This is a genomic window from Acinetobacter lwoffii (genome assembly GCF_024129115.1).
GTDB classification, from domain to species: Bacteria; Pseudomonadota; Gammaproteobacteria; order Pseudomonadales; family Moraxellaceae; genus Acinetobacter; species Acinetobacter lwoffii_T.
The window spans coordinates 25,323-39,010 of sequence record NZ_JAMXXO010000012.1; the positions used below are offsets into that span (position 1 = coordinate 25,323).

General features: G+C 43.2%; 10 protein-coding genes. 6 read left to right on the forward strand and 4 right to left on the reverse strand.

Translation table 11 applies throughout. The features are described from left to right. From NI470_RS10060 to NI470_RS10070, 3 genes are read right to left on the reverse strand one after another with little or no spacing between them, the layout of a single operon-like run. Entirely contained in the window at positions 1 to 2,007 is a 2,007-nt protein-coding gene (locus tag NI470_RS10060) for a M3 family metallopeptidase (protein WP_253148325.1), read from the reverse strand. 20 nt (positions 2,008 to 2,027) lie between these two features. Beyond that, positions 2,028 to 3,830, reverse strand: a complete 1,803-nt coding sequence (locus tag NI470_RS10065; RefSeq protein WP_253148324.1) for an ABC transporter substrate-binding protein — start codon at positions 3,828 to 3,830, stop codon at positions 2,028 to 2,030. 21 nt (positions 3,831 to 3,851) lie between these two features. Then, positions 3,852 to 5,609: an ABC transporter substrate-binding protein gene (locus NI470_RS10070; protein WP_253148323.1), complete on the reverse strand. Its 1,758-nt coding sequence runs from the start codon at positions 5,607 to 5,609 to the stop codon at positions 3,852 to 3,854. Positions 5,610 to 6,333: 724 nt separating this feature from the next. Between NI470_RS10070 and NI470_RS10075 the strand changes: the two genes are divergently transcribed. From NI470_RS10075 to NI470_RS10095, 5 genes are all read left to right on the forward strand, one after another. Next, positions 6,334 to 9,027 carry a TonB-dependent receptor gene (locus NI470_RS10075; RefSeq protein WP_253148322.1) on the forward strand — a complete coding sequence of 898 codons (2,694 nt, stop codon included), beginning with the start codon at positions 6,334 to 6,336 and terminating at the stop codon, positions 9,025 to 9,027. 147 nt (positions 9,028 to 9,174) lie between these two features. Continuing rightward, positions 9,175 to 9,876, forward strand: a complete 702-nt coding sequence (locus NI470_RS10080) for an energy transducer TonB (RefSeq protein ID WP_005107731.1) — start codon at positions 9,175 to 9,177, stop codon at positions 9,874 to 9,876. A 36-nt stretch (positions 9,877 to 9,912) separates the two neighbouring features. Then, a complete protein-coding gene (locus tag NI470_RS10085) occupies positions 9,913 to 10,812 on the forward strand; it encodes a MotA/TolQ/ExbB proton channel family protein (RefSeq protein WP_253148321.1) in 900 nt (299 codons plus the stop codon). Positions 10,813 to 10,828: 16 nt separating this feature from the next. Continuing rightward, positions 10,829 to 11,254: an ExbD/TolR family protein gene (locus tag NI470_RS10090; protein WP_005247138.1), complete on the forward strand. Its 426-nt coding sequence runs from the start codon at positions 10,829 to 10,831 to the stop codon at positions 11,252 to 11,254. A gap of 21 nt (positions 11,255 to 11,275) precedes the next feature. Beyond that, positions 11,276 to 11,692 (forward strand): ExbD/TolR family protein, encoded by a 417-nt coding sequence (locus NI470_RS10095; RefSeq protein WP_253148320.1) that lies wholly within the window; start codon positions 11,276 to 11,278, stop codon positions 11,690 to 11,692. 55 nt (positions 11,693 to 11,747) lie between these two features. Here the strand turns inward: NI470_RS10095 and ftn are convergent, their stop codons facing one another. Continuing rightward, on the reverse strand, positions 11,748 to 12,212 hold the full coding sequence (ftn, locus tag NI470_RS10100; protein WP_004279207.1) for a heteropolymeric bacterioferritin subunit Ftn: 465 nt from the start codon (positions 12,210 to 12,212) through the stop codon (positions 11,748 to 11,750). Positions 12,213 to 12,554: 342 nt separating this feature from the next. On the opposite strand from ftn, the gene NI470_RS10105 reads away from it, so the two are divergent. Next, positions 12,555 to 13,622 (forward strand): SDR family oxidoreductase, encoded by a 1,068-nt coding sequence (locus tag NI470_RS10105; RefSeq protein ID WP_253148319.1) that lies wholly within the window; start codon positions 12,555 to 12,557, stop codon positions 13,620 to 13,622. Positions 13,623 to 13,688: the final 66 nt, after the last annotated feature.

A 13,688-nucleotide genomic window follows, 5' to 3' on the forward strand; every position in this document is an offset into this window, starting at 1 on the left:
TTAATTTTTTCCAGAGATTTCATTAAAGAAAGCTTTGCTGTCTGGATCACGACCCAAGAAGTCTTTCACCATTTGCTCGCCATGCTTTTGTCCGCCTTGGGCCAGGACCGTATTGCGATAATGCGCACCGACTTTCTTGTCCATCAGCTGATCGCCAAAGGAGGAAAGCATATCCAGGGCAATGACCTCAGACCACATATAGCTGTAGTAACCTGCCTGATAGCCGCCCATCAGATGCCCGAACTGTCCCGGGAACTGCTGACCGTTAACATAACCCAAGGCAGTTTTACCTTCCATATCCTGCCAGAGTTTTAAAGGCTCAATGTTTTTTGCATCTTTACCATGCAGGGCCATATCATATTGGGCATATAAAGCCTGACGGGCATAATGCAGGCCTCGGCCGTAATTCTTCACATTCTTTAAGCGCTCGGTCATGGCAGCATCCACCCGAGGACATGCTGGCTCACAGTAATCTGCTACTTTTGACAAGGTTTCCAGACGACGTGCCCACTCTTCGTACATCTGTGACGGCGCTTCAACAAAGTCACGCTCTACCGAAGTACCAGATTGTTCTGTATAGCGGGTTTTCGATAGAATCCCGTGCAAGGCATGACCCATTTCATGCACAAAGGTTTCCAGTTCGTTGCTGTTCAAGCCCTTACGGTTAAAATTGGTCACCAGTACCGATACCGGACGACGCTGATTCAGGGTACTGCCGCCATAAGCTCCCCAGACAGCTGCATGCCCATATTTGCCTTCACGCGGGTATTTATCGACATATAATCCGCCCAGAAATTCGCCCGTAGCTTTGTCATGTACCGCATAATATTCCACTTCATCATGCCAGGCCTTAACTTTCACCGGCTTGAACTCAATGCCATAGAGTTCCGAAGAAATAGCGAATAACCATTTTTGCGATGCTTCTGTCGGGAAATAATCCCGCAATTTTTCCTGGTCTACCTTGTATTTGGCCTGACGCAGTTTTTCACTCCAGTAACCCTGATTCCAGCGTGTAATTTCTGCTTTCTCTAGTGGAACTTTTAAAGTTTCAGCCTTGAACTGGCGTAATTGTTCTACATCCTGCTTTTCTAGAGGTGCAACTTTGGCATAAACCTCATCCAGAAAACCGTTCACTGCTTCCGGAGTTTTGGCCATGCGGAATTCAAGCGCAGAATGGGCATAGCTTTCCTTGTCAAAAAGTTGTGCCATTTCATAACGCAGATCAATGGCCTTTTTCATGAATTGCAGGTTTTGTTCAGTCCCGCGACGCGTGTAAGCGGTCTGGTAACGTTTGCGTGCTTCATCACTTTCTGCCAGCTCCATAAAAGGCTGATATTCCGGATAATCAAAGCCAAGCAGATAATTGCCCTTTTCATTTTTCTTTAAATTTGCGATGTAACTTTCTGGCAGGCCTTTCATTTCAGCTGGAGTAAATTCAACTTTTTCAGGGTTATCCCGCACATTTTTGGAAAAATCCTGTCCCAGTTTGGTACTTTCTTCAATAATTTCTTTCAATCGTTTCTGTTTTTCTGCACTGAGTTGTACCCCGGTGTTTTCAAACTGCTCCAGAATATCTTCTAAAAATTTCTGATCAATCGGATCACTGGTTTTCAGTTTTTTGAACTGTCCATACAGTTTCGGATTCTGATACAGGGTGGTCTGGTATTTGCTGATTTTAAGTTCACAGTCATCGGCTGCCTGACGCAATACAGGATCCGGATCGACATTACTGTACAGCCCTACTGCTGCACCGAAATCCCGGGCTTTGGCATGCAACTCATCCCATTCAGCCAGATAAGGCCCTGCCTTGGCTTTATTTTTAATTTTCTTATTTTCAAATATCTGGATATCTTTTTGCATCGAGGCCAGACTGGCATCACATAAAGACGGAATTTCTGCAGCCTTGAATAATGGCAGCAGCTGTACTTGGGTATCTGCCGCTACACCTTGATATCCCCCCATCATCATTAAACATAAGGTACTTAATTTTAAAGATTTTGATTTCATATTCATCTCCAGATTTTTTCTTACTTTTTCGTATTAATATCGATATACATCCATTCTGAAGACAGAATCGGATGGGACTTATGTCCAATAATTTGGGGTTGGGTCAAAGCGTTACGGTAGGTGCTATAGAGCATCAAGGTCGGCATGTTGACTTCCAGAATCCGGGTCATTTTGCGGTAGAGCAGATCACGCTCCGGTCCAGGCGGCATGCTCTGGGTTTGTTCGTATAGACGGTCGAATTCAGGATGCTTGAAACAGGCATTGTTGGTGACATTGATATTCTTGCCATAGAACAACTGCATAAAGTTGTCAGCATCCGGATAATCGGCAATCCATGCAGAACTCTTAAACATGGTTTTACATTGCTTTTCCAGCTTGATGCCTTCAGCGAATGGCATGGCCTTACTGGTCAGCTGAATATGGATACTGTCCAGGGTCTTTTTCCAGAATTCACCCTGCTGCTGGCCCCGACTGGTATTCCCAGTAATCAGTTCAATCACCAGAGGTTTACCTTCAGGCGTCTTTCGCCAGCCATCTGCACCGATCTTGTAGTTATAGCGGTCGAGCAACATGTTGGCTGCTTTGACTGAATAGGGAATACTGCTTTTATAGGACGGTGAATAACCTGCTACTCCTGGGGGAATAGGCATGTGCAGTTTTGCTCCATCTCCCTTAAGTAATACATTGATCATGTTTTCTACAGAAAATGCCATCGCCATGGCACGACGTAAGGCAATTTTTTCTGGCGCGAAACCACCCACGACCGGGTTTTGCATATTCCAGTAATGGTAACTAATGGAGGGCTCTAAAATACGTGACAGCTTCACCCCCTGCTGGGCCAGCTCAGGCTTTAATTTATCGCCATCAAGGGCCTGTACGACGATATCGCCCTCAATTTCGAGCAGGTCCAGTTCATTTTTCTTAAATGCCAGCATCCGGGATTGCGCTTCTTCAATAATACGCACATCAATAGTGCCGATTTGAGGCATTTTTTTGCCCTGCATGGCTTTTACAATAGCCTGATCTTCTGCACCACTGGCTTTAAAGTCCCAGACAAAACCACGATAAGCTGGATTTGGTTTTAAGATAATCCGTGAGCCTGGTGTCCAGCGACTGAGCACATAAGGACCAGTTCCCACTGGCCTATTCATGACCCAACCCGCTTTGTCTTTATATTTTTCAATCACTTCACGAGCTACTGCAGCGGCCGGCCCATGTGCCAGCAACATTGGAAAGTTCTGATCCGGATTATTCAGCTTTAATATCAAGGTATAGCGGTCTGGGGTCTGAATACCTTCAAACGGATTTTCATAGGCTTTGCCATTTTTTTTGGTTAGGGCCATCCATGCGTCCAGCCCCTTAATTCGGCCATCCAGCAACCAGCTGTTCGGTGAATGCAGCTTTGGGTCCAGTAGACGTTTCAAGCTATAGGCATAGTCATACGAAGTCAGTTCACGTTTTTTACCGCCGAAAACCAGATCATCGGCAAAGTAAATGCCCTTTTTGATTTTGATGGTATAAGTCAGGCCATCCGCACTGACTTGAGGCAGACTGACTGCAGTTAATGGCACTAATTTTGCCGGCGAGGCCAGATAGTCATAGGTAAATAAGGTCTCAAAAATCGCGGCATTAATCTTGGCTGAATAACGGTCATGGATATAACCCGGATCAAAACCGGTTTCAGCCGCCGGAAATACTGTTTTTAAAACTTTATTCGGGTTGGCAGGATTGGCAGCCCATGTGGACGCAACCCCTGCCATCATCAAACCAGCCACTAACACCCCACGAGCCAGTTTTTTTAAAGCATTTGTATTCACATTCATATGGTTCTTAATCTTCTCAAGTTATTTTTTAACAGGTTCAATATCCATATATTGCCAAACTGCTCTGGTCACCGGATGGGCTTTAAAGCCCTGCACATGCGGATGAATCAACCAGTTGCGTATACGGGTATTGTGCAGAATCCATGGATTATCGGCCTCCATCTGACGGTTCATCTGCTCATAATATGGCGCCCGCTGCTGCGGCGGCAGTTTCATCGCGGTCTGGTACAGTGCATCATAAGTTTTGGAGGTATAGCAACTCAGGTTGCCTTGCTGCGCATTTGGCCCATACAGTAACTGGGCAAAGTTTTCCCCTTCCGGATAGTCCGCAATCCAGGCTCCACCCCACATCATATGCTTGCATTGGGTGGCTTCTTTTAAATTGTCAGCAAAATTACTAACCTTGAACTCAATTCGCACCCCGATCGCATCCAGATTCTTTTTCCATAATTCTGCAGAAATCACCGAAGAGCTTGAACTGGTTGAATTCATTTTTAGTATCAAAGGTTTGCCATCGGGCAAGGTGCGGTAACCATCAGCGCCTTTCTTATAGCCAAAGCGGTTAAGCAGTTTATTGGCCAGTAAGGGGTTATAAGCAATACTGCTTTTATACTTTGGGTCATGTCCCCCCACTCCCTCTGGCAAAATCATTTCAGCTTTATCGGCATGACCTTTGTACAACTGCTGGATAGCTTCTTTCTGGTTATAGGACAAGGCGAGAGCACGACGTAAGGCAATTTTTTCCAGTGAATTTCCACCAATTAACGGATCACGCATATTCATGATGGTATAGGTAATTTCCGGTTCTTTATTTGGATAATGCAGGATGCCTTTTTTCTTGTATTCGCTTTTCAGCTGCTTATTTTCCAGTGCCTGTTCGGCGCCGCTCGCAGTGAGTTTGTCATAGTCCAGTTGTCCAGACTTTAAAGCCAGCCAGCGAGACTGTTCCTCTTCAATAATACTGATTTTGACCTTGCCAATTTGCGGCATCTGCTTGCCTTGCATGGCTTTGACAATACGTTGATCCCACTCGGAACCATCGCCCTTAAAGTTCCAGACAAAACCGCGATAATTCGGGTTGGCAGTCAGTTCAATACGGCTACGCGGCACATATTTGTGTAACTGATACGCTCCTGTTCCAACCGGATGCTGACCTGCCCGATGACCATAATGTTCGATCGCTTCCCGTGCGGTACCACTAAAAGCCACATAGGCCAAAATATACGGAAAATTCAGATCGGAACGGGTCAGGGTAATTTGTAAGGTATATTTATCTAGTGCTTTTAAACCGGGAATAGGTGCATCGTAGTTGAACTTGCCGGTTTTTTTAGCTTGCTGGATGACCTGCTCTGCCCCAAGGATTTTTCCCTCGATAAAAGAAAAAGATGGAGAATGATTTTTGGGATCCATAATCCTTTGCATGGAGTAGATATAATCACGCGCCACCAGTTCACGCTTCTTACCCTGAAATACAGGATCAGGACTAAAATAAATTCCCGGCTTGACTTTAAAGGTATAGACTTTGCCATCCTGCTCAACCTTGGGTAAAGATTCGGCTGTATTTGGAGTCAAGATTGCAGGCCGCGCCAGATAGTCATAACGTAACAAAGGCTCAAAAATAGCTTCAGCAACGCTACCACTATAAAAATTATAGGTTTTGACCATATCAAAACCGTCATCAGGTGCTTCGAAGGCCAGGTTTAAAACTTTATCCGGATGTGCAGATGATTTTGCCCAAGAGGTTTGCCCCGTAGTCATGGCCAAGGCCAAAATTGTCATACTGAAAAATGCTGATTTCAAATTTGTACCTATTCTTGATCTTGAAGTTTTATTGCTATAGGAAGTCTTTAACACATCATCCCATATTTGCTTCAATGGATGGGTCAAAGCTGGACAGATGGAATAAAATGAACAAAGCGAATTTCATGCCATCCTCGAAAAATAACGATTTTTTCCTGTTATTAACTCAAAAAAGCTTATTTTTATTAATCATTTAAAACATTATCAATAACATAATATTTTCCATGAATCATTAATTTAATATTTATTCTTAAAATCTAGCTCCAAGCCTAGTCTGCACAAAAATAAACCAGACCTGTTTCATATTATTGCATCCTCCCACTACTTCAACCCAAGAAAATACATACATAAGCAAATGAAATATATAATTATTATCTTATTAAATTATTGTATATTTTATGTAAAAATCATGCACCATGATTGAACTTTATTCAATTTCCCTTTCAGTTTTAGATTCCATTCTTATTCATTAAATATTTATTTTTTACTTTCTCATGGTTTCCTATAGAGACTTTCTTCAGATTTTAAACCCTACTCTCTTAATATTTCTTCATCAGAATTTAGTAAATCTCTAAAAAAACCAAATTAAATATAATTCTTTCAATTACTTAATGTTTTTTAAAGTTAATAATTTATAAGTTGGCATTCGCTTTGCTTAAGTCCTCCCAGCACTACTTCACATAACAAAAGGGTGAAAATTACGATGAAAAAAAACAAATTGGTCGGATCTATGGGGGCTCCAACAGTTGGCAAGACAATACTCAAGTTAAGTACGCTTACCTTAAGTATGATGTGCTTGTCTTTGGCACATGCAGCAGATGAACCAGAAAACTCCGCTGCACAACCTACCAAGGTTGAGAAAGTGCGAGTTACTGGATCATCTATTAAAGGTGTAGCCGCACAAAGCGCCTCACCAATCACGATTATTAAAGGTGAAGATCTGGTGAATCAGGGGGTAACCACTGTAGAAGAAGCATTGATGAAAGTCAGTGCCAACCAAGCAAGTTATGTCACAGCACAAAATGTCGGTGCCAGTAATACCAGTGGTTCAACAGCAAATTTACGTGGTCTTGGTTCGGATAAAACTTTAGTTTTAATTAATGGTCGCCGTGTTGCAAGCAGTGCATTTGGTACCGATTCAACCAACTTAAACAACATCCCTCTCGCATTGGTAGAGCGCATTGAAGTCTTACGTGACGGCGCATCTGCAGTCTATGGTGCAGATGCAGTGGGTGGTGTAATCAACTTTATTACGAAAAAGCAATATGAAGGCGTGGGCATTACTTTAGGTGGTCAAATTCCTGAAGAAAAAGGCGGCGAAAAAATTGACGTTTCGATTTTTGGGGGATATGGCGATCTAGATGAACAAGGTTTTAATGTCTACGGTGTGATCGATTACCGAAAACAAGATACGATTTGGGCAAAAGACCGTAAAGTCAGCCGCCGTGGTGGGGTACTTCCTGAATTAGGAATTGATGGCAGTTCAGCAAATGCTTTCCCTGCAAACTTCTACGATCCTAATGGTGGTCCATTGGATGAAGATGGTAATCCTGAAGGGATATTAGGCAACCCTTATGGGGATGACTGTTTAAATACCAAAGATACTGTACCTGAAGATGGCTTCTGTTATCTAAATACCCAAACTGTTATTGGTATTGTGCCTGAACAAGAAAATCTTTCTGCATTAGGTCGTGCAACCTTCAAACTATCAGACAACTTTAATGCAATTGGTGAATATATCTATGCACGTGATGAAGTAACCACTTCAATCGCGCCTGATGTTTATAGCCGTAGTGTGACCTTGCCTTATGCTAGTAAATATTATCCAGGTAAAGGCATTACCCCAGCATTTGATGGTTTGACGACTAACACCCTGCAACTGTATCTACGTTCACAAGGCGGCAACCGTGTTTCTAAGTCAATTAACGAATCGAACCGTATCTTCGCTGGGATCGAAGGTGAAGCATACGGTTGGGACATGAACGGGGGTATCACTTACACAAAAAGTGAGGCAACCGATAGTTTCGTAAGTGGGTATTTAAACCGTAGTCGAGTTCAGGCTGCACTTGATAATGGAACTTTGAACCCATTTGGACCACAAGCGCCAGAGGATCAAGGTCTTTGGAACACTTTTGATGTCAAAGGCGATACCAATCAGGCATCTTTAGATTCAACTACAATTGACTTTACCGTGAGTCGTCCAATCTACACACTTCCTGCAGGTGATGTTGGTTTTGCTTTCGGCGGTAGTTTCTCCAAACAAGACTGGGAAGCAACTGTAAATTCTGAAATTGTTGCTCAAGTTCCAGGTTCTGGTATTGATCCAAATAAACCAAAAAGCTCAGGCGATCGTGACATTAGCGCAGTATTCACTGAATTCCAAGTACCTTTATTGACCAACCTGGAATTACAGTTGGCTGCTCGTTATGATGACTATAGCGATTTTGGTGACACCTTTAATCCTAAAGTGGCCTTACGCTGGGAACCAGTTAAAGAACTCATGTTCCGTACTTCTTACAGTACCGGTTTCCGTGCACCAAGCTTATATGACGTCAATGCTCCTTCGGTCAGAACCTGGACTGGTGCAAGATATAACGACCCGATTCTTTGCCCGGGTGGTACACCAACTGAAACCAGATACCAAACTGAATGTAATACCCAGTTTATCCGTACACAAGGCGGCAATTCTGAACTAGGTCCAGAAGAGTCAACATCTTACATGGCTGGTTTTGTCTTTGAACCGATCAAAAACTTAGTTTTCACTGCCGATTACTACAATATCGAAATTGAAAACCTAATTGGAACGATTGGTGAATCATCAATTTTTGGTGATCCAGAAAAGTATGCTCAATACTTTGTTCGTAATGCAGAAGGGCGTATTGACCATATCTCAACTAACTTGATTAACTCCGGTGGCTTGAAAACCCAAGGTATTGATTTGAGTTTGAACTATCTTTCTCCAATGACGTCAACTGGCCGCTTCGGTTTCGGTATTGACGGTACTTATGTGATTCAAATGGATTACCAGGATGAACCAGGCGGTGAGTGGGAAGGTTATGTCGGTGTTTATGATGACCCAGCAGTGGTTCGCTGGAAACATACTGCAAACGTGAACTGGTCTTATGAAAACTGGAGAATGGTGTTTGAACAACAGTTCGTTCGTGGTTATGAAGACTATTCAGAAGAACGCGATGTTGCTGACTACACCGTATACAACATTTCTGGCACTTACAAAGGATTTAAAAATCTGGAGCTAACTGCCGGTATTAAAAATATGTTCGATGCAGAACCACCTGCCTCTGACGTAATGGATAACTTCCAATACGGTTATGACCCACGTTACAGCGATCCAACAGGCCGCGCTTACTTCTTACGTGGTACCTATAAATTCTTTTAATTAATTACTTCGCAAACACTGCTGCCAAGCGGTGTTTGCGGTTTTCCCCGTTTAATTTTAGCCAAACAAAAAATAATGCTGCCTGTAATCAAAAAAAATTCTCATCAGTGCACTATTTCCTGTTTGTCTTAAATTCTAGGAGTCATGATGGGCACAAAGTTTGAAGACTTAGAAAAAAACTCCGCCAAAAAACTGACTGGTATTGGGGTCGTTGTTTTTTTGCATATCCTGGTGGGCCTGGTACTCATGGCTGGTATGGCAAAAGACATTATTAAACCAACGGAACAGCCGGTAGAACTGATGATCATTCAGGATATCAAACCGCCTGAACCTGAGCCACCAAAAGAAACACCCCCTGAACCACCAAAAATCGTGGAAAAAGTGGCACAAGTGCCTGAGGTGAAACCGGTTGAAAAAGTAGTTCCTGTACAGAAAACACTTCCAACGCCAACCCAACCGACAACTGTTGCAGTGCCTACTCCCGTTGCAGCGAATCCTTCACCAAGTCCGATAGCAGCACCGGCTCCAGTAGTCGCAGCCGCTCCAGCACCAGCCCCTCCACCCGCTGGTGTCACTCGTGGTGTTTCACAAGGTGAAGCAGGTTGTAAACGCCCAGACTATCCACGTGATGCACTAATGAATGAAGAACAAGGTGAAGTCTTGATCTCTGTATATGTAAATACCACCGGCAAGGTCCAGGATGCCAAAGTGAAAAAGTCGAGCGGTAGTCGTGCGCTGGATCGTGCAGCATCCAAGGCCTTTAGTTTATGTACTTTCAAGCCAGCAATGAAAAATGGCGAGCCGCAAGAATCTTGGTATGACATTCCCTATGAATTTGTCCTTGACTAACAGATACAACAGATAAAGAAAAAAATCAGGAGATCTATGATGAAAAAATCACTAAAACCTTTAAAAAACATGACTGCTGCCGGTGTAATTGCCATGAGCACTTTATTACCTCTACAAGCAGTTTTTGCAGAACAGTCCACTACACCAAATACCAGTGCTGTTACTGAAACAGCGGTAACAACACCTGCAACAGCGGCTACACGGACCCCACCGCCACTGCTTGCTGAAGCTAGCGATGAAAAAGCTGGATACAATCCTTATGGCCTAGAAGCCATGTGGAAAGAAGGTGATATTGTTTCTAAAATCACTTTGTTTATTCTGGTGGTCATGTCGATCGGTACCTGGTACATCATGATCAGCAAATGTTTACAGCAAAGTAAGATCCGTAAGCAAGCCAAGGAAGCTGAACATCAATTCTGGGAATCATCTTCTCTAGATAATGCAACCGAGAATCTGGACGAAGCCAGCGTCTACCGTTTTATTGCGGAAAAAGGGATTAAATCAACTAAAAATCATGGCGGTACACTACTTGAGCGTATTGATTTCAATACCTGGGTCACTATCTCAATTTCCCGTGCGATCGACAAAATCCAGAACCATCTGAGTGGTGGCCTGGCCTTCCTTGCGACAGTCGGGTCTACCGCACCTTTCGTTGGACTTTTCGGAACCGTTTGGGGGATTTACCATGCATTGACTGCCATTGGTGTTTCAGGGCAAGCATCCATTGATAAAGTTGCCGGCCCGGTTGGTGAAGCACTGATCATGACTGCAATCGGTCTTGCGGTCGCAGTTCCTGCGGTACTCGGCTACAACTGGTTGACTCGCCGTAATAAAGCGGTCATGGAAGAAGTACGTACCTTTGGTTCTGATTTACACGCAGTATTACTCAGCGGCGAAATTACGACCAATAATCCTGTCAATCGTGACGTGAAGTAAGAGTGAGGTATCAGCCATGGGAATGATGGTCAATTCAAACGACAGCGATGATGAGGTAATTGGAACCATTAATACCACACCTTTGGTTGATATTATGCTGGTTCTGCTCATTATCTTCCTGATTACTGTACCGGTTGCCATTCATACCGTACCAGTCGATCTGCCCGAAGAAAGAAATGTACTGTATGAAACCAAGCCAGAAAATGTTCAGCTGGCTGTCAATAAAACTGGCGATATTTTCTGGAACGAAATTTATATTGCAGATAAAACAGTTTTACTGAGCCGTTTACAGGCAGAAGCACAGAAACGTCCGCAGCCTGAAGTGCATATTCGTGGTGATCAGTTAACACCTTATGAAGCAATTGATCAGGTGATTAGTACCACCCAACAGGCCGGTATTGGCAAAATTGCTTTTGTCACCACTCCGCCCGCTACACCTTAAGCACAAAGAGGGATTAAGTTTATGGGTATGAATGTTGGTTCAAATCAAGATGATGATGTGATGTTAGATGTCAACATGACGCCACTGATTGATGTCATGCTGGTCTTGCTGATTATGTTTATTATCACAATTCCTTTGCCGAATAACTCGATTAATATCGATCTACCGAATGGAACGCCTCCTGTAACCGATGAAAAACCGCCTGAGCTGGTGGAATTACGTCTGGATGCACAAGGTAAGATTTTCTGGAATGAACAGCCGGTAGCAAATACCCAAGCTCTGGAAAACTTATTCAAGACAGTAGCGCGAAAAGCGGATCAGGATCAGATTAAAATCAAGGCGGATCGTGCCACTGAATATAAACATATCGCTATGGTCATGGCGGCAGCTCAAAGGCTGGAGGTCAAAAAAATTGGCATTATGAGTAATAACAACTAAGTATTTTCAAGATATAAAAAACCCAGCATGTGCTGGGTTTTTTATTCATCCGGTTTTACATCTGTGACTGAATATAATTTTGCAGACCAATCAGTTCGATTAAGCGCAATTGTTTTTCTAACCAGTAAGTATGGTCTTCTTCGGTATCCGACATTTGCTGGCGTAACATATCACGGCTGATATAGTCACCTTTCTCTTCGCACAGTTTGATGCCCTGCGCCAGTTTTTCCCGCACATGATATTCAAGTTTTAGATCGGCTTTCAGGCAGCTCACCACATCCTCGCCAATCTCAACGTCATCGCGCTGCATGTTTGGCGTTCCTTCAAGGAACAGAACACGACGGATAATCGCATCCGCATGCTGGGACTCTTCTTGCATTTCGTGATCGATACGTTCAAAGATTTTGGTCAATCCCCAATCTTCATACATACGAGAGTGAATCAAGTATTGGTCACGAGCAGCCAGTTCGCCACCGATCAACATATTTAAATAATCTACGACTTCTGGATTTCCGCGCATTTGAATAACTCCCTACCTGTATTTTGCTATTATGGCGAAAAGCAATTGAATTTGCAAAGCTTAACCATGGTTAAATATTTGATTTTTATATAATTAAAATGAGAAGTACTTGCATTTACACTTCGTTCTTAATGAAATCCCATTTATAAAACAACACTTTGCATTTTCATTACGCTTGGCAATAACCTAAAACCGGCAAATAAACACATGCGTTAAAATTTGTAAATCTTAATTTTGACCAGACAGATTCATTCTTTTTGTATAAACATCACTGCATTGGCGTACTTCATGCTTAAATTTCGCTTATCATTCACACAAATTTAAAACAACAACGGTTCCGATATGACACATCCACAAACAACAGCGCCTGTTCTGGTTACCGGTGCATCGGGTTATATTGCCAGCTGGGTCATCCAGAAATTACTCACGCAAGGCTATACTGTACATGCCACGGTACGTGACCTAAATAAAAGTAAAAGCTTTGCCCATTTAGAAAAAATTGCCGACAGCACACCGGGAACTCTCAAGTTATTTCAGGCCAATTTATTAAGCCCGGGTTCTTTTGATCAGGCGATGCAAGGTTGTGAAATTGTCTTTCATATGGCCTCACCTTTTGTGGTCACCAACTATAAAGATGCAGTCAAAGATATTATCGAACCTGCGGTATTAGGCACTGAAAATGTACTGAATAGTGTCAATCAGACTGAAGCAGTGAAACGCGTGATCGTGACATCGAGTATCGCATCCACCTATGGCGATGCCATTGATATTCTACAAACTAAAAATAACAGTTTTGATGAATCACACTGGAATACCACCAGTTCGGCCACACATCAGCCTTATCCTTATTCCAAAGTCATGGCAGAGCGCAAAGCCTGGGAAATGGCTGAAGCACAGGATCGCTGGGATCTGGTCTGTATCAATCCGGCACTGGTTTTTGGTCAATCCTTAACGCCAAATACCCAATCCGGTAGTGTAGAAGTCCTGCAACAGTTTGCCAACGGCATGACTTTGCTTGGTGTCCCGCCGATGTGGAATGGCGTCGTCGATGTTCAGGATGTCGCTGAAGCGCATATCCGTGCGGCGTTTAATCCAAAAGCGCATGGCCGTTATATCATTTGTAGTGAAAGCTTGAGCCTGCTGGAAATGGGCCAAATTCTACGGGCATATTTTGGCAATAAGTTTCCGTTCCCGCGCAATCAATTGCCGAAGGCAGCTTTCAAAATGTTCGGACCTGTAGCAGGTTTTAGCCGCAAATTTGTAGAGCTAAATATGGGTTATCCAATTTTCTTTAATGCCCAGAAAAGTAAAAATGAGCTCGGCATTGAGTATCGTCCGGTGAAAGAAAGTCTGGTTGAACATTTCCAGCAGCTACTCGATGATGGTGTTGTGAAAAAATATATTCCTTAATCTTTTTATGCAAAAAGCCACCCGAAGGTGGCTTTTTTAACTCTTATTCTTTCATGAAATGTGCAG

Bases quoted from the DNA above. Each gene is read 5' to 3' on its own strand.
- NI470_RS10060 (WP_253148325.1), bottom strand. From the start codon at position 2,007: ATGAAATCAAAATCTTTAAAATTAAGTACCTTATGTTTAATGATGATG.
- NI470_RS10065 (WP_253148324.1), bottom strand. From the start codon at position 3,830: ATGAATGTGAATACAAATGCTTTAAAAAAACTGGCTCGTGGGGTGTTA.
- NI470_RS10070 (WP_253148323.1), bottom strand. From the start codon at position 5,609: ATGACAATTTTGGCCTTGGCCATGACTACGGGGCAAACCTCTTGGGCA.
- NI470_RS10075 (WP_253148322.1), top strand. From the start codon at position 6,334: ATGAAAAAAAACAAATTGGTCGGATCTATGGGGGCTCCAACAGTTGGC.
- NI470_RS10080 (WP_005107731.1), top strand. From the start codon at position 9,175: ATGGGCACAAAGTTTGAAGACTTAGAAAAAAACTCCGCCAAAAAACTG.
- NI470_RS10085 (WP_253148321.1), top strand. From the start codon at position 9,913: ATGATGAAAAAATCACTAAAACCTTTAAAAAACATGACTGCTGCCGGT.
- NI470_RS10090 (WP_005247138.1), top strand. From the start codon at position 10,829: ATGGGAATGATGGTCAATTCAAACGACAGCGATGATGAGGTAATTGGA.
- NI470_RS10095 (WP_253148320.1), top strand. From the start codon at position 11,276: ATGGGTATGAATGTTGGTTCAAATCAAGATGATGATGTGATGTTAGAT.
- ftn (WP_004279207.1), bottom strand. From the start codon at position 12,212: ATGCGCGGAAATCCAGAAGTCGTAGATTATTTAAATATGTTGATCGGT.
- NI470_RS10105 (WP_253148319.1), top strand. From the start codon at position 12,555: ATGACACATCCACAAACAACAGCGCCTGTTCTGGTTACCGGTGCATCG.